This is a genomic window from Arthrobacter sp. 260 (genome assembly GCF_013116745.1).
Classification (GTDB): Bacteria; Actinomycetota; Actinomycetes; order Actinomycetales; family Micrococcaceae; genus Arthrobacter_D.
In genome coordinates this window covers 84,899-106,119 of sequence record NZ_JABFOE010000008.1, presented here as the reverse complement: position 1 = coordinate 106,119, position 21,221 = coordinate 84,899, and the positions used below count along the sequence as shown (strand labels likewise).

Genomic DNA, 21,221 nt, shown 5'->3' with positions numbered 1-21,221 from the left:
TCAACCCGGCCTGACTCGTCCTGCTCAACCCGGCCGACAGACTAAGCCGCTGCTGTTCCTCCGAGGTCGGTCTCGAGATCCTCAAACCAACGGTGAGCCAGAGCCTGGTGCTGCGGCCTGAAGGCGTACAGGCACGCCAGTCGTAGCCTGGTCGACACCGCGTAGGCCTGCAGTCGCGCATCTGACACACCCATCGCCGCCGCAGCCGTGAGGACAGACTGTTCGGCTGTTTGTGCGGCCACAGCAGAGTAGACACCCTGCGCTCGCCGGAAGTCGACATGCACCAGAAGATTCGCCAGATCGAGTGCAGGCTCAGCGACAGCTACGGTGTCACAGTCGATCAACCCTATGGAACCCGAATCCGGATTGAACAACAGCTGCTTGTCGTGGAGATCGCGATGGGACAGCACTGCCTGTTGTGGTGCCCCGGAAATCAGCAAACGAGCTACTTGCGCCGACGCCCTTTGGAGCCGGGCAGGTTCAACAGGCAGCGCCTCAAACTCCTGCGCCTGGTTTACCCACCGTGCCATGGTGCGACACTCATCGCGCGCTGTGTGGGCTGGCAGAGCGACCCTGCTCTGTCCGGCGCTGCCTTGTCCAACACTGCCCTGTTCAACGACGTTGCCCCGTTCGACGCGCTCCTGTGCAACAGCCAACCGGGGCCACCGCTGGGCCCACTGATGCCAAGCGTTCTGCCAGGTGCCAGCCCCATCCCAAGTACCAGTTCCGGCCGGGCGGCCAGTCCCGCTGTCCTGACCGGGCCCGTTCCAACGTGCGTCCCCGTCTTCAGTGGCAGCACCGTCCGCATGTCCATCTGCAGTGGACCCGCGCCCCAGCTCGTGCAAACTGGTTCCATGCACCGCCGTCAACGTGACGCTGTCGTGATCTTGCACTACGACGTCGGGCACCACCATCCCTGACGGATACGCCAACGTGCGCATCAACCGGTGGGCAACTGCCACCCCCTCAGCCTTGCCGGGAGCCAGCAGCTTGGTGAATCCAGCATCATCGCGGACCACTGCGCGCCGCTTATACCGGTGGACCAACAACTGACCCAGCGCCGCAGCACCGGGTAGACCCGACAACACCGGATCTTCAGCGAATGGCGACAAACGCACCACGCCGTCAGCCCCGATGGTGCCTGCCCTGACCCGGCCGCAATCCGCGTCAGTCGCCTCAAAGGTCAGCCGACCACCGTCACGCGGCCATGCCCGGTGGACGTTTAGTTGTCGGCCAGCACGATCCGTCAAGGTTGCGGGGATAGTTGTCACCACAGGATGTCCTCCATCAGGTCTAGTTGGTTCACCATGTCCTGCCGCCAGGTGGGAGAACAGGATCGAAAAGGCTCACTCAGGCGGTTGAGCAAGTGAAACACTGTCCACCCCAGCACCTCCGTCTCGGTGGCCCCTGTGGGGCCAGCGCTGTAGCCGTCCAGCATCGCCGCAGTACGGGGAAGCGCCAACACATCGGTGCCCCTCGCCAATGGCATGCTGTGCAGGATCTCGACGGCGGCAAAACTACCCAGATCGGATGCGCCCGCACCGTAGGTGCATCGCTCCAGATCCGTCAGCCGGATGTCGCTGCCATCCACCAGTACCTGGTCGGCAGAAAAGTCACCGTGAATCAGCGCGGCCCGGCCAGGACGCCGCAACAGCGGTTCCAGTCCAGCACGCAGCCGCTCCAGCCGATCGGAAATTCCGGGAAGCAGGGACGACGTCTCCCGCACCAGATCGATCAGCGATCCGGCCGGTGCCCGCCACCGGTGTGACTCAAAGGCGGGTGGCTGTTGATGAAGCAACGCCAACGCCATTCCCGCTGCATAGGAGGCAGCACCGGCATCGGCCGCCGTCCCCGGGGAGGCAGCTTCAAGGGGATAAGGGTGGCTGGCGCCCACGGTGCTGAGGTCACCGGAACCGAACCAGCTGAAGTACTGCACATGACTCGAGGTGGGCAACCCCGACCTGTCAACGGTCTCCAGAACCGGAACACCACTGGACGCGAGCTTCGCCAACAGCTGGCCATCGGCGTGTGGTGGCGCCGCACCGAGTTTGCACACCAATCGTTCACCCCGATGGCGAAGCCCAAACACCACCCTGCGTTGCGGGTTGTAGTTGAGCACCTCAACTGCACGGTCGGCAAAGATCCAGCCGAACCCGGCTTCTCGGAACGGCCGCAGGGGGCGGTACAGCCGGTGATCCAGTTCGATGGGTCCCGACACCAGGCTGTGCTCCGGATAGTCGGGTAACGCGACGTGGTGGACCTCCAGACCGCTGCCGACCGCCCGGCTGAACGTCTTCTCCAGCTTTGCTGCGGCATCGGGACTGTAGGTGGCCAGCCAGCCGATACCGCCCCCGGCTTCCCGGAGACGGGCAACCGCCGACGTACCGGGCTTGTGCCGCAGCCGGTCAGCCCACACAGGATGACCCAGCAACTCGCTGAGCCGGTCACTATCGAAGAACTCGGCGAGTCCGGGAAGGGCTGGATCAACGGCCAGAGCCGGATGAGCGGCCTGGGACCGGACGGCGGTGGCCCTCATGCCCGGACTCCAGCAGTCTTCTCGGCGAGCTGCGCCTCATCGGCCGCCTGTTGTTGACGGACCCAGGTGGCGAACATCGGGTGGTCCATCAGTTCGGCGGGGCTCCCGTCGAGTAGGATCTGCCCATCCTGCAGCCACACCACCCGATCATGGGTGAGGGCTACGGACGCCTCATGGGTGATCGTGATGGTGGTGCGACCCTCGGTCAGGGTGGCCAGGCCGGCAAGGACTTCGGTCCGTGACGTCTGATCCAACCCGGTTGTCACCTCGTCCAGGATGACTACTGGCGAATCACGAAGCAACGCCCTGGCAATGGTGATGCGCTGCCGCTGCCCACCCGACAGGGTCCCGCCGCGCTCGCCGACCACTGTGTCATACCCGTCCTCGAATCCGGAGATGAACGTGTGGGCATTCGCCAGCACGGCCGCGCGTTCTACCTCGGCGTCGGTGGCATCCGCCCGGCCATACCGGATGTTCTCCCGGATGGTACCTGTGAACAGCACCGCATCCTGCAGGACCAGACTGATATTCGACCGCAGCGACTCAAGCGTCACCGTGCGCAGATCATGTCCGTCCACGTGGGCGGTTCCGGACACCGGATCCATCATGCGCACCATCAGCGACACCAGCGTGGACTTGCCCGATCCGGATGGCCCCACAATGGCGGTCTTGCGCCCACCGACCAGCGCCAGGTTCAGGCCCTTCAGGACCGGTTGCCCGTCACCGTAAGCAGCAGTCATGTCGCGGAACTCCACGTCGCCCCACACCTTGCCGAGCGACACGGCGTTCGGGGCGTTAACAATGTCCACCCGTTCGTCCAGGAGGTCAGCCACCCGCTCGCCCGAGGCCGTCGCGCGGGCAATCCGACCCGTGTACTTGGCCAGATCCCGCAGCGGCTTCATTGAAGTTTTCAGGTACATCAGGAACAGCACGAGGTCGCCGGGAGTCATCGCCCCCTGCACCACCCGCCATCCGCCGCCCGCCAGCACGATGGCGGTGGCGACGCCGACAATGACGTCGGTGCGGCGTTCCAATGCTGCGGCGAGGCGCCTGGATTGGACTCCGTCTTTGAGGGTCTTCTGGTTGCTGCTGCCGAACCGATCAGAAAGGGTCTTCTCCAGTCCGTAGGTCTGTACCACCCGGATAGCGCCCAGACTCTCCTGAGCGGTGTTGGCAAGTGAGCCCTCGCCTTTCCGGGTCCGGCGTGCCGCTACGGTGATCTTGCCGGTGCTGACACGCGACAGCAGCAGGAAACTGGCACAGGCAATGACCACCACGAGGGCGAGCAGCGGATCCAGCCAGAACATCACTCCGCCCATCACCACCAGGGTGATGCAGTTGGCGATCAGCGGCAGTCCGGCGCTCACCGCCACCTCCTGGAGCCGGCCGACGTCGCCCACCAACCGCTGGATGGTGTCGCCGGTCCGTGCCGATGAGTGATACCGCGTGGACAGGGACTGCACGTGCTCGAAGACCCGTGCCCGCAGCTCCGTCGCAACCCTCGAACCAGCCAGCGCGAACGCCACAGTGGCGAGGTAGTTGCACAGCGCCCGCATCCCAATGATCACCAGCAAACCCGCACCACACGCGAGGAGAAGGCCCTCGGTGGCCAACGGACCGGTTCCGGCCAGATCTGCTCCCAGGCTGCGTGAAATCGCGTCCACCACAAACTTGACCGGCCAGGGTTCGAGCACCCGGAAGATCACTTCAAAAAGCAACGCCACCACTCCGCCGCTCATCAGCATGCGGTGTTTGCGTAGATGTGGCTTCGCAATATTGATGGTCCGGCGGAGGGGGCTACGTCCCATCTTGGGGCCGATGGTCGGCAGCGTCGCCGGTTTGGGGGCCCTAACGATTGCCGGAGTCAGGGGAGCAGCAACGACCTCTGATGGAGTCTTCTCGATGGTCATGACAGGATCCCTTCGGTGATGCGCCCCAAGACGCCGTCCCAACTGTGATGATCGCTGGCCAGGCTGCGCGCGGCGTCGGACATCGCTGCCCTGGCCAGCGGAGCACCGGCAAGGTCATCGATGGCGGCTGCCAGCGCTGCAGGATCCGAGGGATCCACCAGCAGTCCGGTGACGCCGTCGTCAATGATCGAAGGCACCTGCCCCACCCGGGAGGCGACCACTGGCAGACCCGCCGCACAGTATTCGTAGATCTTCAGCGGAGAAAAGTACTGGTCGCTCGCGTCTTCCATCTCGGGATAAGGTGCAGCCGCCAGGGCACACCCTGCCAGCGCGGCCGGGATGAGATCGGGGGTGACGGCACCGGTGAACTCGACAGCCGCCCCGTGCGCGACCGCGAGCTCGCGGAGCCGCTGACCCTCCGGGCCGTCTCCCACGATCCGCAGAGCCCAGTCAGTCGACGCGACAGCCTTGGCCCGAATCAGGGTCTCCACCCCGTGCCACGGTTTCAATGTCCCGACGAACACCACCATCGGGATGCCTACCGCCTCGGCCGTGGGCCGGATCCGATCGACGTTGACCCCGTTGGGGACCACCAGCACCTTCGCCTGATCCTCGCTCGCCACCCGCTCCTTCACCCAGGTGGCAACGGGTTCTGAGACACAGACCGTCCTGGAGGCCGCAGCAACCTGACGAGTCAACACCGTGAGCGCTCCCTCTTCGTCCACGAGGGAGCGGTGGATACGCTGTTCATCGATCAGCGGGGCGTTTACCTCAAGGAACCCCGGGATGGCCAACGCTGACGTGATGCGGGCGAGGGCGTCACTGAAGAGTGAATACCGCTCGTAGACAGCCGTTGCGCCGTCGGCGATGGCCTGGGCCGCCAATTCGGCCGCAGCGGTGGCCTGTGCCTGTTCGCGGGCGGCACCGTCACCCTTGGGGATGCGGTGGACCACCACCCGAACGTCGGCGAGGTCTGCCGGGATGTCGGTTCCGGGCCGGGTGCAGTACACAGTGACCTCGGCACCGAGTGCCCGCCAGCTGCGGATAATCTCCTGCACGTGCACTGAGGCACCCTTCGAGCCGAATACCGGAACCCCGGGGTCCACGCAGAGATAGGCAAGACGAATCATGAGTAGGCCACCGCTTCCTCGATCTGGCGGACCGGTTGCAGGCTGGCTTCGAGTTCCTGCAACCTGACGGACTGTCGGTGCGAGTCAAAGAACTGTTCGATCACTCCGCGCGCAGCGAGTGCCACCGCCTGCCGGTCGAAGTCCACTGACGCCACCTGCTGGAGGGCGTCCACCAGGTCGCTGTGCACACCGGACCGGATCAGGATCCCGGTCCGGGCGCCGTCGCCGGTGGGCGTACTGGGGTCCAGGGCGCCGCCACCGTTGGAAATCACCTCGGGGATTCCGGTGACGTCGCTGGCGATGCAGGGCACCCCCATCGCCATTGCTTCGAGCAGGACGGTGGGCAGACCGTCGGCGTTGCCGTCCTGGCCCACCAGGCAGGGTGCGGCGAACACATCGGCCCATCGCAGTAGATCAATCACTTCGGCCTGGGTCCGTGGTCCCAGCAGGGTAACGGTCGTCCCCAGTCCGTGGCGGGTGATCTGGTCAGCGAGTTGGTCGTGAAGCTCTCCGCCACCAGCAATGCGGACGTCGAGTACGACGCCGCGGTGGACCAGTTCAGCCACGGCCTCAAGCAACTGGTTGAAACCCTTCTTCTCCACCAGACGGCCGACGGCGGCCACCCGCAGCATTGGTCCGGGCGCGGTGGGACTGGCGAAGGGAAACCGCTCCAGCTCAAGACCGTTGTAGACCCGATGGACCCGTCCCAGATGTTCGGGGAAGAGCCCGCCCAGGTAACTGAGGTTGAAATCGCTCACCGTCACCACGTGGTGGGCGGCACCGATGAGACTGCGGAGCACCTCCGGGTCCACCTCTTCATGGAAGATGTCCTTGGCGTGAGCGGTGAACGAGAACGAAATGCCCGTCAGCTCGGCTGCGGCCTTGGCGGTGCGGGCGGCGATCGACCCGAAATGGGCATGCACATGGGTGATGCCTCGCTGGCACAGGAGCATGGCGAGCTCGACACCCTGGTGGACCTCCACCGGGTCCATGGCGGCCAGCTGTGGCAGCAGCCGGGCGAACCGGTCAGCAAAGTCGGGGATCACGCCCTCGGCCGCTGCGATGATGGCCCAGCCCTCGGCCAGTTTTGCCGGTTTCGACACATACGTGACGGGCGCCTGGACCCTGCCCAGCTCGGGATGAAACCGGGGGTCGATCGGGGGCCTGAGGGAGAAGATCTCCAGCTCGTCTCCGGCGGCTTCCCGCGCGAGGATTTCGGTGACAATGAAGGTCTCGGAGAACCGGGGATAGATCTTCAGGATGTACCCGGTGCGGGACGGACTAGACGGCTGCAAGGGTCTTCCAATCGCTGCGAAGGTCGGTATGAGACGTTGGCACGGTGAAGCCGAGCAGTTCGGCTGCATACTCACCCACGGTGTGCAGACCGTTCAGGTCCACGTTGTGCCGCGGTGCTGGCGTCCCGACGACGGTCTCGAACCAATCGGTGAGAACCTGGGGAGTGAATCGGTCGGGGTGGCACATGTCCATCAGTTCGTGGCGGGCCAGGGATTCGGCGCGGATCAGCTGCTCCCGGCGGGGATGAACCCGGGGGACCACCAGTGCAGGGGTGTTGGTGCTCATGATCTCGCACACGGAGTTGTAGCCACCCATCGACACAATCGCCGAGGCTTCCCTCATCTCGGCGAGGCCGTCCCTCACCATCGAAATGACCCGGGTGCCGGGGGCCGCGGACTTCTCGATCAGCACCCGGTCCTCCTTGGGCATCTGTGGGCCCGTGACGATCAGGTGCTCATAGCCATGGGGGACCGTTGCCTGGGCCGCGGTGAGCAGCACCGCCCGTCCGTCGGATCCACCACCGGCCATGGTGAGCACATACGGCTTCGCCGTGGTGCCGGTGCGACGCCTCGACTGGCGACCGGTTGCGAGGTATCCGGTGTAACGGACCATCGAGCCCAGCTTGCCCGGAATCTCGCCGGATGCCACCGGGTCGTGGATGTCAGGATCCCCGTAGACCCACAGTTCGTCGAAGTAGCCACGGAGGCGGTCCAGGCTGCCCAATGCGTCCCATTCCCCGCGCGCCACCTTGGGGCTGTCGAGGATTTCGCGGAGGCCCAGGACCACCTTGCAGCTGGGCCGTGCCTTCTTCAGGTCCGACAGGGCGGAGATGAGTTCGCGGTCCACTCCGAAGGCGTGACGGTCCACCACCACCAGATGGGGTCGGAACTCCGAGAGCACGGCTTCCATAATCTGCGACCGCAACCGGATGAGTTTGCTTTGGTTGATGGCCAGGTTGCGGGGTACATAGCCGTCGCTGCCCTTGGAAATCCCGGGGAGCACCACCCAGTCCCAGCCGTCGGGGCTGTCGAACCGTGTTGCCTGGGATTCGCCGGTGACCAGCAGCCCGGTGACCTTGCGGTTGGTCAGCCCGGGGAGGTTGGCTGCCAGCGAGTGGGCGAGAGCCAGATTCCGTCGGGTATGGCCCAGGCCCTGGGAATCGTGCGAGTAGAGCACAACCCGGAGCTCTTTCGAGGAGGCTCCCTGTCCTGGAAGCCCCCGGTAAGGGAGCTCCTGTGCAGCGACGTCCTGCGGGTGATGCCCTAGAGGCGAATGCGTTTCCATAGCGGTGACCAGATCTTTCCCTGCGGTGATGTAACTGCTGCAGGTTCTCTATCTAGCCAGCCACCTATGAGACGTTCGTGAGGCGCTTATGAGAGAGTTCTCATCCAGGACTCCATGGGCACCCACCCGGGGGCAGTAGGCGGACGTCATGACGGTCGCGGACAACCAGCCGGCCGGCTCCTGCAATCCCCGTCGCCTGGACAGGCGAAGACCCGGCGGTCACAGAGGATCGCCGGGTCTTGAGAACGCAGTACCCCACCTTCAGATGCGGGGGAGCGATAGGGCGGAAGCGCAGCCTACTGGGGCTGGTAGGACAGGCAATCGGCTGTGTCAGCGCCGGAGCCGATCTTCACATCGGTCTTTCCGCACATGAGGTGGTCGTTGAAGGTGCACTCGGTGCGCTGGCAGGCACCCACGTGGGCCAGCACCATGGGGAGGCCGCCGGTCGCTGAGGTGTCAATGAAGGTGGAACAGGAGGCATGGTCCCGGCTACCACCAACAGTGATTGCGAAGGCTGTGCAACCGTCGTGGTTGAAAGAGCACGAATGGACACTGCAATCGGAAACGCTTGCAACTTCGGTTGTCATGGTTCCTCCTAATGGGCCCGTTGCTTTATACCCTCAACGGTACTGCTGAATGGAGGAAATAACACCGAATAAAACAACTTCGATAGCGCACATTTAATTAGCGCATTTATTGCTTTCGTATTGAAGCTTTCGATTGTATTGTCGTTCGGGCTTCATGGCCCACACCGCACAGCCCGGGGCAGGGCTACTGCTGTGCCGAACAGAAGGCATCCAGCTCAGGTCCGGCCACCACCACTCCCGGATGCGGGCCGGCAGCCACCAGGGACGGCGACCAGGCCGCGGGCCAGGAGAAATTGGTGCCCACCAACACGATGTTTCCTGCCATCTGCCCACTGATCATCCCGGCATCGGCCAGCACCACGACGTCGTTGGCGGTGGCACGTAGCCGACGTGCCTGGGCGCGTGCAAACGTCAGCGGCGGATCGTCGCCAACATTGACAAGCGCCACCCCTCCCGGTGCCACCACCCGGGTCAGCGCCCTGTAGAACGTTTCATCGGTCAGGTGGACCGGCGCATCGGCGCCGGCGAAAACGTCCAGCACTACCGCATCAAAGGATCCCGGATCACAGCGCTCCAGGGCTGCGCGGGCGTCATCGATCACGATTGAACACCGGGTGCCGTCCGGCAGCGGCAGATGCTCCAGCACAAAGTCCAGCAGCTCCCGCTCCAGTTCGACGGCTGTCTGCTCGGAACCGGGGCGCCTGGCCTGGACATAGCGCGCCAGGGTCAGCGCGCCCGCGCCCAGGTGCAGCACCCGGATGGGCTCGCCCGCCGGCCTGAAAATATCCAGCACATTCGCGATCCGGCGCAAATACTCATAAAAGACGTTCCCGGGATTCCGCAGATTCACATGGGATTGTTGTGCACCGCCGATACTGAGAATGAATGCACCCTCGGTAAAGGCATCCTGATCGATTTCAGCAAGCTCGCCAATTCCAGCCAGCTGCACAGTGGGCACCGAGCCGTCCTCGTCTGCGGCCACTTCCACACCCTTCACAGCCGGGCGCTCAGCGTCGCGAGCCGGTCCGCAGCCTCCTGCAGCACCGCGGTCTTCTTGCAGAACGCAAACCGCAGAAGCGAACTGGTGCGGGCTGCGCCGTCGGGATGGCAGAACACCGCCACGGGGATGGCAGCCACCCCCACAAGCTCCGGCAACCGCCGCGCCAGAGCGGTGGCGTCGCTGATGCCCAACGGTGCGGTATCGACGTTCACAAAGTAGGTACCCTGCGGGGAGAAGACATCAAACCCGGCGGCTTTCAACCCGGCGCTGAGGATGTCCCGTTTCGTTTGCAGGGTGGCGGCGGTTGCCTCGAAGAACCCGTCGTCCAGGCCCAGACCGTGGGCGACGGCGCTCTGGAACGGGGTGCCGGAGCTGTAGGTAAGGAACGTCTTGACCGTCCGCACCGCCGAAATGAGTTCCTGCGGCCCGGTGATCCAGCCGATCTTCCATCCGGTCACCGAGAAGGTTTTGCCGGCCGAGGAAATGGTGAGGGTGCGGTCCGTCGCTCCCGGCAGTGACGCGATGGGCAGATGCGCCACCCCGAAGGTGAGGTGCTCGTAGACCTCGTCGGTGACAATCACGGCGTCGTGTTTCACCGCGAGGTCCACAATCTTCTGCAGTACCTCCCGGGTGAACACGGTGCCCGTCGGGTTGTGCGGGTTGTTGAGCAGGATGATCCGGGTGGAGCCGGTCACCGCCCGTTCCAGCTCGTCGAGATCGGGCTGGAAATCGGGCGCCGAGAGGGCAACGGTGGTGTGGGTGGCCCCGCTCAGACCAATGATCGCGCCGTAGGAGTCGTAGAACGGTTCAAAGGTGAGCACCTCGTCGCCGGGTCCAGCGAGTGCCAGCACCGCGGATGCGATCCCCTCGGTTGCGCCGGTACTGACGATCGTCTCGGTATGGGGGTCGGGGGTCAGGCCGTAGAACCGTTCCTGATGGGCCGCGATGGCCTCCCGGAGCACTGGCAGACCCTGGCCGGGGGCATACTGGTTGGCTCCGGCGGCAATCGCTGCACGGGCTGCGTCAAGGATCTCGGCGGGCCCGTCTTCGTCAGGGAATCCCTGGCCGAGGTTGATGGCCTCATGCCGCCCCGCCAGCATGGTGATCTCCTCGAAGATTGTCACACCCAGTCGCCCGTCAGAGGCCAACAGGTTGGCGCCCGACGCCGTCCGTTGCCACGGCGTGGGAGTTGCGGCAGTGTCGGTCACCAGCGAAGAAGTTGATGTACTCATGGACTCAAGTATTACGGTTTTCTCGCCCCGTCGTTCAGCCCGGCTGTGCCACACCGCAATGCCCTGTAGATTCGAAGCATGCGTCGAGCAGTGTGCCCCGGATCCTTTGACCCCATCCACAACGGACACGTGGAGGTCATCGCCCGTGCAGCCAGCCTCTTCGATGAGGTGATCGTTGCAGTATCGACCAACCCGGCCAAGAACTACCGGTTCGATCTGGAGGAACGGCTGGCCAGCGCACGCGAAACCCTCACCTATCTCCGCGGCGTCTCGGTGCTGCCCATGGGGGAGGGACTGCTCGCCGAATTCTGCCGTTCCCACGGCGCGAACCTGATCGTCAAGGGACTGCGTTCCAGCCAGGACTTCGACTATGAGCTGCCCATGGCCACCATGAACCGCCAGCTCACCGGCGTCGAAACCGTGTTCATTCCGGCGGAGAACAGCTACACCCATCTCTCCTCGACGCTCCTCAAGGAGGTCGCTTCGCTGGGCGGCGACATTTCTCCGTTCGTCCCCAAGGGTGTGCTGAAACGGCTGAATCGTCAGTAGTCCTAGCTGGCCTGGTGCGCTCTGCGGGGAAGACTGATGAAGTAGTCTGAACCTATGAACGACAAGACCCGCCTGACGCCCGAAGATCCGTTTCCCGAGGACCTTGACCCCCTGGCTGACGGGGAAGTTGAAGTGCTTAACAGCAAGGTCCACCGCCAGATTGACGAGGAATACGTCGAACAGGGCCAGCCCAACCCCGAAACGGAGTTCCGCAAGGAAGAGCTCGATGAGGAGCTCGACGAGCGCGACGACGAAAGTCAGGGCGAGTCCGAGAAGGAAGCCTAGCCCGCGTACAGTGCGACTTCGGTGGACTTGACCACGAAGAACACCTTCATCCCGGGAACCAGGTCAAGGTCTGCCGCGGCTGCGGCGGTGATCTCGGCGCTCAGGTGACCGGCGCGGACGCTGACCAGACGGCCGCGCTGTTCCAGATCGCTGACCACTACTGGCAGCACATTGCGCGGACTGCCGGACGGTTCCACCACAAATACCGACACCGCGCGGGGGCTGAATACCGCTGCGGCCTCCTGGCCGTCAGGTAGCGACTCCTCAGCGATCGCCGACAGCCGGAGACCATCCCCGGTGACCAGGCCGCCGGTCGTGCTGGTGCCGCTCACCAGGTTCAACCCGGCGAGGCTCGCGCCGAAAGCACTGCGCGGCCGTTCGAGCACGTCGCGGGTGGGTCCCGCCTCAACAACCCGTCCTGCCTGGATGATGATGGTGCGGTCCGCGAGCATCAGGGCGTCCAGCACGCTGTGGGTGACGATGATCGCGCTGCGTCCTGCCAACACCCGTTTCAGGGTCCGTCGCATCGCCGGGGTCACTGCGATATCCAGGGCAGCCATGGGTTCGTCGAGCAACAGCAGTCGCGGGTGGGTCGCCAGAGCACGTGCCACTGCCACCCGTTGCGCCTGCCCACCGGACAATTCCGACGGACGTCGGTCAGCAAACTCCGTCGCCTCCACCTCGCCCAGCCACCTCAGAGCTTCTGCCCGGGACTCCTCCCGGCTGGCTCCCTGGCTGCGCGGACCGAACGCCACATTGTCCAGCACGCTCAGATGCGGAAACAACAGCGGCTCCTGCGCCAACAGAGAGACACCCCTGGCATACGGTGGCAGCCAGATTCCCTCTGCAAACAAGGTGGTGTCGTCCAGGGTGGCGCTGCCCCCGTCGGGACGCAGAAGACCGGCGAGCACGGCGAGCAATGTCGACTTGCCGGCGCCGTTGGGACCGAGGACGGCAACCGTTTCGCCCTCCTCCACGGTCAGCTGGACCGCCAGGCTGCGGGCTGCCACCTGCACATCTGCCGTGAGGCTCATTGTGCGCCGCCGCTCTGGGGGCGGCTGCGGTGTGCAAGACCGACCACCAGCACCGCCACCACCACGAGGACCAGTGAGAGCGCGACGGCGGCATCCGGGTCTGCCTCGCGCTGCAGATAGATTTCCAGGGGAAGGGTACGGGTAATCCCCTGCAGGCTGCCCGCAAAGGTCAGGGTGGCTCCAAACTCGCCCAACGCCCGCGCGAAGGACAGCACCATCCCGGAGATCAGGCCCGGTAACACCAGGGGCAGGGTAATCCGGCGGAGCACAGTTCCGGGCCGGGCACCCAGCGTCGCGGCGACCGCCTCGTACCGGCTGCCGGCTGATCTGATGGCCCCTTCAAGGCTGAGCACCAGGAAGGGCAATGCCACGAAGGTCTGGGCAATGACGACAGCGGTCGTCGAGAACGCAATACTGACTCCCAGCACCTCGAGGCTGGACCCCACCAGTCCCTGCCGGCCAAAGGTGTAGAGCAACGCTATGCCGCCGACCACTGGCGGGAGGACGAGCGGCAGGAGCACGAGCGCCCGCAGGATTTGCTGGCCGGGGAAGTCGGTGCGCGCGAGCACCAGTGCCATCGGCACGCCAAACACGACGCACAGCACGGTGGCGATAGCCGAGGTACGCAGGCTGAGACCGAGCGCCGCCACCGAGGACTCCGAGGTGATCAACTGGACGAACTGCGACCAGTTCACCTGCGCGATCATCGCTACCAGGGGCAACGTCACGAACAGGGCACCGCCGGCGGCGAGCACAAACACCCACCGCGGGATTTCATGCCGGATCGCCCGGGTCGTGGTGCTCACGGTGCACCGAAACCTGCGTCGGTGAGCAACTGCTGGCCCACCGGAGACGTCACCAGGTCAATGAAACCCTGGGCATGCTCGCTGTTCCCGCCTGCCACGGCGGCCACCGGGTAGGTGGTGAGAGCGTCCATCGCCTCGGGGAACGCTATCCCCTCCACGCTGTCACCTGCAGCGAGCACGTCGGTGACATAGACCAGACCGGCATCGGCTTCACCGGAGCGGATCTTGCCCAGGGTGTCGGTGACCGACGCCTCCTCGCTGACCGCGTTCACCGTTATTCCTGCAGCCTCCTGGGCCGTCGCTGCAGCGGCCCCGCACGGCACCTGCGGCGCGCACAGGACCACCCGGGTGCCGGGGTCGGACAGGTCCTCGAAGCTGGTGATGCCTGCAGGGTTGCCCTGGGGCACCCCTATGGTGAGCGTGTTAGTGGCAAAAGGTTCAGGTTGCCCGTCAATCAGCTCTTCGGCCGCCACCCGGTCCATCGTGAGGGTGTCTGCCGAGGCAAACACATCAGCGGGGGCGCCAGCCATCAACTGGGTGGCCAGATCAGAGGACCCGGCAAAGCTGAAGGTGACGGTGGTGCCCGGGTGCGTTGCCTCGTACTGCTCACCGAGTTCAGTGAAAGTGGACTGCAGCGACGCTGCAGCGAACACGGTCAGGCTCTGGTCAGCATCTGCCGCTTCGGAGGTATCAGCTGAGGTTCCGCAGGCGGTCAACCCCAAGACTGTTGCCAAGGACAAGACGGCGAGAATCCCGTGGGGGAGCCGCATCTCAGGACTTCCTTCCGGGAGTTTCGACGATGACGGTGGTCGACTTGACTACCGCGACGGCTACCGAGCCCGGCTCTAACTCCAACTCACGGACTGCTTCGGCGCTCATCAGTGACACCACCCGGTGGGGCCCGCACTGGAGTTCCACCTGGGCCATCACTTTGTCGGTCACTACCCGGGTCACCAGGCCCACGAACCGGTTCCGGGCGGAGCTCTCCATCCCTGACGGGTCCTCGGGCAGGACAGCTCGGCGACGGGCCAGGTGGGCGAGTTCCAGGCCGTCGAGCATCGTGATGCCGGTTGCGGATTTGGTGCTGGTCAGGGTGCCGTCTTCCACCCAGCGCCGCACCGTGTCGGTGCTGACTCCCAGGTAGTGGGCTGCATCTTTGACCCGTATCTGCGTCATGAACGCCAGTCTATACCTGCAGATGCGGGAAATTGGGCTCTATCAGGCGGTCATCAGCCTTCGCCGGCGAGCCTTGAATCCCCGGCTAGATCTGGTTTGCGCAGACAGGCCGCAGGTGGGTGGCCGCCAGCGCGGCAGTCTCCTCGACAAACCGGGGCAGCCAGCCGACCAGCCCATGATCCGGCGTTGAGGGCACCATGACCATCCTGGTGTCCGAGCATTGACGAAGGTTGGTGAACGCCCGCAGGGCGTGATAGTCCGAGGTCACCACCAGGACCGTGTCCCAGTTCCGGTCGGCTGCGAGCCGCGCGAACGCCCGTGCTTCGCCGCGGGTGGTGAGGGGGTCGGGTTCAAAGCAGACCCGGGAGACGTGTGCCGGTCGCCTGCAGAGCCGGTCGGCGTCGACGTTCCCCGGGGTGTCTGTCCGGGAGATCGCAAGAACCGGTGCGTGCCCTGCCGCCACCAATTCCTCGGCAAGGGGGAGTCGCTCGGAACTGTCGCCACCTAGGACCACCACCGCATCAGCGTCAACGCTTGCCACATAGTCCGGGCTGTACACCGGGGGATTGATGAAGAGGGAATAGCAGGAGAGTAGCCAGACGCAGGTCAGCGCCACCAGCACCGCCGTCGACCGTTGCAGCGATCGCCACAGCACGCGGGTCGGGGGGATTCTCACCGGATCAACCTTACGGGCAGGCGGACACGAGCGTACTGAACCTCCCGCAAAGCCCAGCAAAGACCGGACCACACCCGCGTGGCGCGTTTGGCTCTGCCCCCAATCCGTGGTGAGGTGGGGCATGAGCGGCACTAGCCGTCGTCGTCGGCGGCTGTCGCTTGCCGGACCCGTTGGCTCTGGTTTGAGCCGGACGGGCTTATCAGGCTAAGATGATACGTCGGTCATATGTTCTACAGGAGTTCCCATTAAGAGCGATCTCAGTTCGCCTTTGATTTTCAACGTCAAGGACCTCGGGCGCAGCCCGGGCAGCATGCGAACAATCGAAGAACATGTACCCGCACCAAAGGATTTCGGTGTGGTTCTCATCGGTGTTCAGGAAGGTTCCCCCGTGGAGCTGGATCTGAGACTGGAGGCTGTACACGAAGGAATCCTGGTATCAGGTACCGCAGACGTCGAGATTGTGGGCGAATGCGGCCGGTGCCTGGATCCCATCAAGTACAGCAGCAGCGTCGATGTGCAGGAGCTTTTCTACTACGACGACGTCGAGTTGTCCGAGGGAGAAGAACCTGTTGAAGAGCACCGGGTTGATCGGGATTCAATTGATCTTGAGCCGGTGCTTCGGGACGCAGTGGTAACGTCACTGCCGTTCCAGCCGGTGTGCCGGGAGGACTGCGAGGGTCTGTGCTCTGAATGTGGAGCCCGCCTCGCGGATGACCCCGATCATCAGCACGAAATTTTGGATCCCCGCTGGGCGGCCCTTACCGGGCTGACCGGCACTGCAGCGTCAAGCGACGCGGCAGCAAGTACAGAGTCTGTCGAGAGAGAAGAGAGTTAGTCGTGGCTGTTCCTAAGCGGAAAATGTCCCGCTCGAATACCCGTGCACGTCGGTCCCAGTGGAAGGCAACTGCCCCCAAACTGGTGAAGACCGTGGAGAACGGCCGCGTTACCTACAGCCTGGCTCACCAGGCCAAGGTAGTCACCGACTCCGCTGGCACTGCACTGTTCCTTGAGTACAAGGGACGCAAAGTAGCCGACGTCTAACGACCGCTGCGTGCCCGGCATCGCCGTGCCTGTAGCGTTCTTATGCGAATGCGTAAGTAGACGTGGCTAATACTGAAGACCTTTTGAAGCGTCTCGGTGTCTCTATTGACGCCGAGACGCTTCGTCTTGCCCTGACACACCGCTCCTTTGCCTATGAGCACGGGGGCATTCCCACCAACGAACGCCTCGAGTTTCTCGGCGATTCGGTGCTGGGCCTGGCGGTCACGGACGCGCTGTACCGGGACAACCCTGACCTGTCCGAGGGCGACCTTGCCAAGCGGCGCTCCGCCGTCGTCAGCACCCGTGCTCTGGCCGGGATTGCCCGCGACCTGGAGTTGGGCCAGCATGTGCTGCTGGGTCAGGGGGAGAAGCTGACCAACGGTCGGAACAAGGCATCGATCCTTGCCGACACCATGGAAGCGGTCATTGGCGCGACCTACCTGAGCAACGGGATCGAAGTAGCCCGGGCGATGGTGATGCGCCTCGTGGGTCCCCTGCTGGGAAGCGCTGCCGCTATGGGAGCCGGCACCGACTGGAAGACCAATATCCAGGAGATCGCCGCCGCGCGCCGGCTGGGCACCATCGACTACAAGGTCACGGGGTTCGGCCCCGACCACGCCCGCACCTTCGAAGCACTCCTCACGGTCGGCGGCAAGCCGTACGGCTCCGGATCGGGGCCATCCAAGAAGGAAGCCGAACAGGAAGCTGCAGCGGCGTCCTGGCAGATGCTCCGGGTCCTCGCCGCCGAGCCCAAGACGGCCGTCCACACGGTAATGGTTCCGGTTGAAGTGGCCAACGTCGATCACGACGGAAGTCGCCCCAACGGCGCTGCTGCTGTTCCTGACCCCGTCATCAGCTCCTCCGACGCGGCCTCCGCTGCGTCGGCCTAAGCACACACCATGCCGGAGCTCCCCGAGGTCGAGGTGGTGCGCCGCGGCCTCGCCCGCTGGGTCCTGGGACGCACCATTGACGACGTCGACATCCTCGACCCGCGATCAATCCGCCGCCACGCCCTCGGCGGTGAGGACTTCACCGGCAATCTGGTGGGCTCCCGTGTCCTGGACGTCGTGCGCCGGGGCAAGTTCCTGTGGCTCCCGCTGGCCGCCGGCACAGACTCTCAAGGGTCCACTGGCCTGTTGGACGCTTCCGGCGTGGCCGGCGCAACAGGCACCGCGGCGACAGCTGGCGCCGCAGACGCTTCTGCAGCTTTAGGAACCGCTGCACCCCCGGTGGCTCTGATGGCGCATCTGGGAATGAGTGGCCAACTGCTGGTCCAGGACGCCGAAGCCGCTGAGGAAAAACACCTCCGGGTCCGGCTGACGCTCTCCGCGGCGTCCTCGGCCGACGGGGGACCGCTGCCGCGTGAATTGCGGTTCGTCGATCAGCGCATCTTCGGCGGCCTTTTCGTGACATCGATGATTCCCACTGCCGACGGGCACGCCGGTGGCCTCGGTGAAAGCCCGCTGCCGCTGATCCCTGTCGAGGCTGCCCACATTGCGCGCGACCCGCTGGACCCGGCGTTCTCTTTTGACGACTTTTTTGCGTTGGTGCGCCGGCGCAAGACAGGCATCAAGCGGGCACTGCTGGATCAGTCGCTGGTCTCGGGCATCGGCAATATCTACGCTGATGAGGCTCTCTGGGCTGCCCGCGTGCACTACGCCCGACCCACCGACACGATGCGACGGGGCGACGCGCTCCGTCTGATCGACGCCTGTCGCGAGGTCATGCTGCGCGCACTGGACGCCGGCGGCACCAGCTTTGATTCCCTGTACGTCAACGTCAACGGGGCCTCGGGGTACTTCGCGCGGTCCCTCAACGCCTACGGAAGGGAAGGGGAACCGTGCCTCCGCTGTGCCTCGGACCCGGATTTCCACGGCAGCTCCCTGATCCGGCGTGAAATATTCATGAACCGGTCCTCGTTCAGCTGCCCCCGATGCCAGCCGAAGCCCCGGAACGGGCGCTGGTAAACAGAACATTCCGGATCCCCGCCTCCCATCCGGGGGTCCCCGCGTCTCAAGCGGGACCAACTGATCCTCCACAGCCGGTGACTTGCCCACATAGGTGACTTGCCCACATAGTGGGCAATCCCCTCCCGCGGGCATCGCGCCTGCGGGACTAACGTGCAATGGAAACCTCCACGCAGCCAGAGCGTGATTTATCACCCCGCCGTCGGTTATCGGATCGCTACCCCGCACCTCCTCCCTGTGACACAAATGTGACAAATCTGTGCGGGCCTCTGTACTGTAGACGGCACGCCGGGTTCCGTTCAACTCAGCGTCCTCCCGACAGATTGCCAAGTTCTGCCGTTGTCGTGAGGTCCGTTCGCATTCATCCGGCAGAAGCGGAGGAACCAGTAGCGGCCGTCGATAGACGGCCTCGGGGTGAAGACTCATTATCGAGTCCGGGTGGCTCCCATCCGAATCCGACAGCTAACTTCGTAGGCATTGGGAGAGGCAACATCATGTCCAAGAACCGTCACATTGCGCGCCACCGCGCAACCCCGCCAAGCGCCTTCAAGACCGTTTCCAAGGCGGTCAGCTCACACGCCGGATCCTTCGGCCGCCCAGCAGCAGTCCTGGTGGCAGCCTCCGGTCTGATGCTCAGCGCCGGACTCCCGGCCAACGCGTCCGGTGAAATCACCGCTCAGCCCACCGCCGCGGCACCAGCCGTCCAGAGCGCCGGCTCCGCAACCTACACTGTCCAGGTTGGAGATACCCTCGGCCACATCGCTGCCGCTCAGGGTGTCAGCCTCGATTCGATCTTTGCGCTGAACGGCCTCACCTGGGACTCGGTCATCTTCCCCGGTGACGTCATTTCCCTCTCAGGCAGTGCCACCCAGGCCACTCAGGTAGCTGCTCCAGCACCAGCTGCTGCACCAGCCGCTGCGGTGACCGCTGCCGCTCCCGCGCCGGCTGCTCCTGCTGAGACCAGCACCCTGGGCATCACTACCGCCTCCGAGGCCATCACCCCCATTGCAGCTCCCTCCACCGGCGGTCAGGCGTCCACTTCCGGTATCGTCGGCACCGCAATGTCGCAGATCGGTTCCGGCTACGTCTACGGCGGCACCACCCCCGGTGCTTGGGACTGCTCAGGCTTTGTGCAGTGGGTCTACGCCCAGCACGGCATCGATCTGCCCCGCACCAGCCAGGCACAGATGGCGGCCCTGACCCCCACCAGCAACCCTCAGCCGGGTGACCTCGTCATCCAGAACGGCGGCGGACACGTCGGTATCTACATCGGTGGTGGCCAGATGGTCAGCGCTCTGAACCCCAGCCAGGGCACCCTGGTCCACGCGGTCGACGCCATGCCACTGGTCGGGTACTACACCCGCTAGGACGCAGCCCGCGCCAGCCCAGGATGCGCCATCGGAGAAATCCGATGGCGCATTCGTGCGTTCACCGGCCCTATCCGGGGTGTCCGGCGGTGGCAACATGGATCGGACGAAAGGAGCTGTCCGGGTTCAGGACTGCGGGAGAAGCGCCTCGAAAATAGCTTCCCACTGGGGGATGACGTTCTCCAGCGAGTACTGGCTAATCTCCTGAGCTGCACGCTCTCCAAGGGTGCGGCGCAGTTCACTCGACCCCATGAGAGTGGACAATGCCTTGGCGAAATCTTCCGGTTGATACGTGGGGACTATGATGCCTGTCCGTGAGTCGGCAATCAGCCGTTGCAGCCCGTGTCCAGCGTCATACGCCACGGTTGGGATCCCACAGACCGCTGCCTCGGCGACCACGAGAGGCCATCCCTCCCGATGTGAAGTCAGAACATTAATGCTCGCCTTACCCAGCGAATCGGCAAGATCGGTCGCCACCCCGCAGAACTTCACCGACCCTGCGATTCCCAGCTCGGCCGCAAGCAGCTCCAGAGCGGACCTCTCAGGTCCGGCTCCGTAAAGAGCAAGGGTCCAGCTAGGAAATTCTTCACTAATCAATGACCAGGCGGTCAGGAGTTCGTCCAAGGACTTCTCCTCATGGAGCCGAGACAGGGAGACCACGGTCTGCTCGCGTTGCGCAGCATCGAAGGTCTGAGGCGGAAGGGTGTTGGGATTGTGAACATACCCCGCGTCAGGCAGCCCGGCTTCAGCGAACTGTCGCGCGTACTCTTCGGTCAGAAAGAGTTGCAGGTCCACCGCGCTGAACTCGTCAACGATGCGGGGGAGCACCCCCCTGGCTTGGGCGTAGTCGAAAGAACCGTGATACTGGGCAATCACCCTTGGACGATCCGGTCTGGTCTCGAGGAGACCCGCTTTCTGAAGTGCTATCAACGCGCTGATCTGCAGAACGACAACGATTGTCTCTGGACCCCAGGATGCGATGTGCTGTTGAAGCCTGAGTTGGCCTGCCTCGGTGGCCAGTCTATGCTCATGCCAGATTTCGGCTTCGTCCTCATGGGTCGTTGAGATATTGTCGACCCGCTGCCGGAAATGCGAATAGGGAAGAGCGTAAATTGAGTCCGTCTGAACTGACGAATGTCTGCGGTACTGCATCGGATCAGTACTCTTGTTGATTCCAAGCAGTGAGACTCGATGCCCGCGCTCCGCCAGCCCTGTGCTGAGAATGTTGGCGAACCGCTGAACACCGCCGAGTGCCTCAATGTCGTCGGCAACGAGAACTATTGAATAGGGCATCTAGGGATTCTCCTGGCTCTGATGGGAAGGACGCCGCCTCCTAAGAAGCGGG

At 64.3% G+C, this 21,221-nt stretch carries 22 protein-coding genes and 1 riboswitch; of the genes, 7 read left to right on the top strand and 15 right to left on the bottom strand.

Features of this window, described 5'->3' with window-relative positions; genetic code table 11:
- Positions 1–41: 41 nt before the first annotated feature.
- The 9 genes from HMI57_RS19550 to HMI57_RS10790 all read right to left on the bottom strand — a co-directional run bounded on the left by HMI57_RS19550 (position 42) and on the right by HMI57_RS10790 (position 10,975).
- A complete protein-coding gene (locus HMI57_RS19550) occupies positions 42–1,271 on the bottom strand; it encodes a phosphotransferase (protein ID WP_171586024.1) in 1,230 nt (409 codons plus the stop codon).
- Positions 1,268–2,536, bottom strand: coding sequence for a phosphotransferase (locus tag HMI57_RS10825; RefSeq protein ID WP_171586023.1), 1,269 nt, complete (start codon positions 2,534–2,536; stop codon positions 1,268–1,270). The genes HMI57_RS19550 and HMI57_RS10825 overlap by 4 nt, the downstream gene beginning before the upstream one ends.
- Positions 2,533–4,446 carry an ABC transporter ATP-binding protein gene (locus HMI57_RS10820; RefSeq protein ID WP_228721059.1) on the bottom strand — a complete coding sequence of 638 codons (1,914 nt, stop codon included), beginning with the start codon at positions 4,444–4,446 and terminating at the stop codon, positions 2,533–2,535. Before HMI57_RS10820 ends, HMI57_RS10825 begins: the two co-directional genes overlap by 4 nt.
- Positions 4,443–5,576, bottom strand: coding sequence for a glycosyltransferase family 4 protein (locus tag HMI57_RS10815; protein WP_216607353.1), 1,134 nt, complete (start codon positions 5,574–5,576; stop codon positions 4,443–4,445). Before HMI57_RS10815 ends, HMI57_RS10820 begins: the two co-directional genes overlap by 4 nt.
- Positions 5,573–6,871: a glycosyltransferase family 4 protein gene (locus HMI57_RS10810; RefSeq protein WP_228721058.1), complete on the bottom strand. Its 1,299-nt coding sequence runs from the start codon at positions 6,869–6,871 to the stop codon at positions 5,573–5,575. The genes HMI57_RS10815 and HMI57_RS10810 overlap by 4 nt, the downstream gene beginning before the upstream one ends.
- Entirely contained in the window at positions 6,858–8,156 is a 1,299-nt protein-coding gene (locus tag HMI57_RS10805; protein WP_171586022.1) for a glycosyltransferase, read from the bottom strand. Before HMI57_RS10805 ends, HMI57_RS10810 begins: the two co-directional genes overlap by 14 nt.
- A gap of 296 nt (positions 8,157–8,452) precedes the next feature.
- Positions 8,453–8,743 (bottom strand): DUF1540 domain-containing protein, encoded by a 291-nt coding sequence (locus tag HMI57_RS10800; protein WP_171586021.1) that lies wholly within the window; start codon positions 8,741–8,743, stop codon positions 8,453–8,455.
- A 184-nt stretch (positions 8,744–8,927) separates the two neighbouring features.
- Positions 8,928–9,725 (bottom strand): fused MFS/spermidine synthase, encoded by a 798-nt coding sequence (locus HMI57_RS10795; RefSeq protein ID WP_346655191.1) that lies wholly within the window; start codon positions 9,723–9,725, stop codon positions 8,928–8,930.
- 11 nt (positions 9,726–9,736) lie between these two features.
- Positions 9,737–10,975 carry an aminotransferase class I/II-fold pyridoxal phosphate-dependent enzyme gene (locus HMI57_RS10790; protein ID WP_171586019.1) on the bottom strand — a complete coding sequence of 413 codons (1,239 nt, stop codon included), beginning with the start codon at positions 10,973–10,975 and terminating at the stop codon, positions 9,737–9,739.
- Between the two features lie 78 nt (positions 10,976–11,053).
- Here HMI57_RS10790 and coaD point away from each other — a divergent pair, with 78 nt between their 5' ends.
- Positions 11,054–11,524, top strand: coding sequence for a pantetheine-phosphate adenylyltransferase (gene coaD, locus HMI57_RS10785; protein WP_171586018.1), 471 nt, complete (start codon positions 11,054–11,056; stop codon positions 11,522–11,524).
- 54 nt (positions 11,525–11,578) lie between these two features.
- Positions 11,579–11,809 (top strand): hypothetical protein, encoded by a 231-nt coding sequence (locus HMI57_RS10780; protein ID WP_171586017.1) that lies wholly within the window; start codon positions 11,579–11,581, stop codon positions 11,807–11,809.
- Here the strand turns inward: HMI57_RS10780 and HMI57_RS10775 are convergent.
- The 5 genes from HMI57_RS10775 to HMI57_RS10755 all read right to left on the bottom strand — a co-directional run bounded on the left by HMI57_RS10775 (position 11,806) and on the right by HMI57_RS10755 (position 15,501).
- The gene (locus tag HMI57_RS10775) at positions 11,806–12,843 is read right to left on the bottom strand and encodes an ABC transporter ATP-binding protein (protein ID WP_171586016.1); all 1,038 of its coding nucleotides are present in this window, start codon (positions 12,841–12,843) and stop codon (positions 11,806–11,808) included. The genes HMI57_RS10780 and HMI57_RS10775 overlap by 4 nt on opposite strands.
- The gene (locus HMI57_RS10770) at positions 12,840–13,649 is read right to left on the bottom strand and encodes an ABC transporter permease (protein WP_346655190.1); all 810 of its coding nucleotides are present in this window, start codon (positions 13,647–13,649) and stop codon (positions 12,840–12,842) included. Before HMI57_RS10770 ends, HMI57_RS10775 begins: the two co-directional genes overlap by 4 nt.
- Positions 13,646–14,419 carry a molybdate ABC transporter substrate-binding protein gene (gene modA, locus HMI57_RS10765; protein WP_171586015.1) on the bottom strand — a complete coding sequence of 258 codons (774 nt, stop codon included), beginning with the start codon at positions 14,417–14,419 and terminating at the stop codon, positions 13,646–13,648. Before modA ends, HMI57_RS10770 begins: the two co-directional genes overlap by 4 nt.
- 1 nt (position 14,420) lies before the next feature.
- Positions 14,421–14,825, bottom strand: coding sequence for a TOBE domain-containing protein (locus HMI57_RS10760; protein WP_171586014.1), 405 nt, complete (start codon positions 14,823–14,825; stop codon positions 14,421–14,423).
- A gap of 85 nt (positions 14,826–14,910) precedes the next feature.
- Entirely contained in the window at positions 14,911–15,501 is a 591-nt protein-coding gene (locus HMI57_RS10755; RefSeq protein ID WP_171586013.1) for a YdcF family protein, read from the bottom strand.
- 268 nt (positions 15,502–15,769) lie between these two features.
- Between HMI57_RS10755 and HMI57_RS10750 the strand changes: the two genes are divergently transcribed.
- The 5 genes from HMI57_RS10750 (at position 15,770) to HMI57_RS10730 (ending at position 19,876) form a co-directional block, all read left to right on the top strand.
- On the top strand, positions 15,770–16,336 hold the full coding sequence (locus tag HMI57_RS10750) for a YceD family protein (protein WP_024476177.1): 567 nt from the start codon (positions 15,770–15,772) through the stop codon (positions 16,334–16,336).
- 2 nt (positions 16,337–16,338) lie between these two features.
- Positions 16,339–16,542 (top strand): 50S ribosomal protein L32, encoded by a 204-nt coding sequence (gene rpmF / locus HMI57_RS10745; RefSeq protein WP_024476178.1) that lies wholly within the window; start codon positions 16,339–16,341, stop codon positions 16,540–16,542.
- A gap of 62 nt (positions 16,543–16,604) precedes the next feature.
- The gene (rnc, locus tag HMI57_RS10740; protein ID WP_024476179.1) at positions 16,605–17,432 is read left to right on the top strand and encodes a ribonuclease III; all 828 of its coding nucleotides are present in this window, start codon (positions 16,605–16,607) and stop codon (positions 17,430–17,432) included.
- Between the two features lie 9 nt (positions 17,433–17,441).
- A complete protein-coding gene (gene mutM, locus HMI57_RS10735) occupies positions 17,442–18,509 on the top strand; it encodes a bifunctional DNA-formamidopyrimidine glycosylase/DNA-(apurinic or apyrimidinic site) lyase (protein WP_171586012.1) in 1,068 nt (355 codons plus the stop codon).
- Between the two features lie 324 nt (positions 18,510–18,833).
- Positions 18,834–19,000, top strand: a riboswitch (cyclic di-AMP (ydaO/yuaA leader).
- 3 nt (positions 19,001–19,003) lie between these two features.
- Positions 19,004–19,876 (top strand): LysM peptidoglycan-binding domain-containing C40 family peptidase, encoded by an 873-nt coding sequence (locus tag HMI57_RS10730; protein ID WP_171586011.1) that lies wholly within the window; start codon positions 19,004–19,006, stop codon positions 19,874–19,876.
- 126 nt (positions 19,877–20,002) lie between these two features.
- Here HMI57_RS10730 and HMI57_RS10725 read toward each other — a convergent pair whose 3' ends face one another.
- Positions 20,003–21,169: a glycosyltransferase gene (locus HMI57_RS10725; RefSeq protein WP_171586010.1), complete on the bottom strand. Its 1,167-nt coding sequence runs from the start codon at positions 21,167–21,169 to the stop codon at positions 20,003–20,005.
- Positions 21,170–21,221 lie beyond the last annotated feature (52 nt).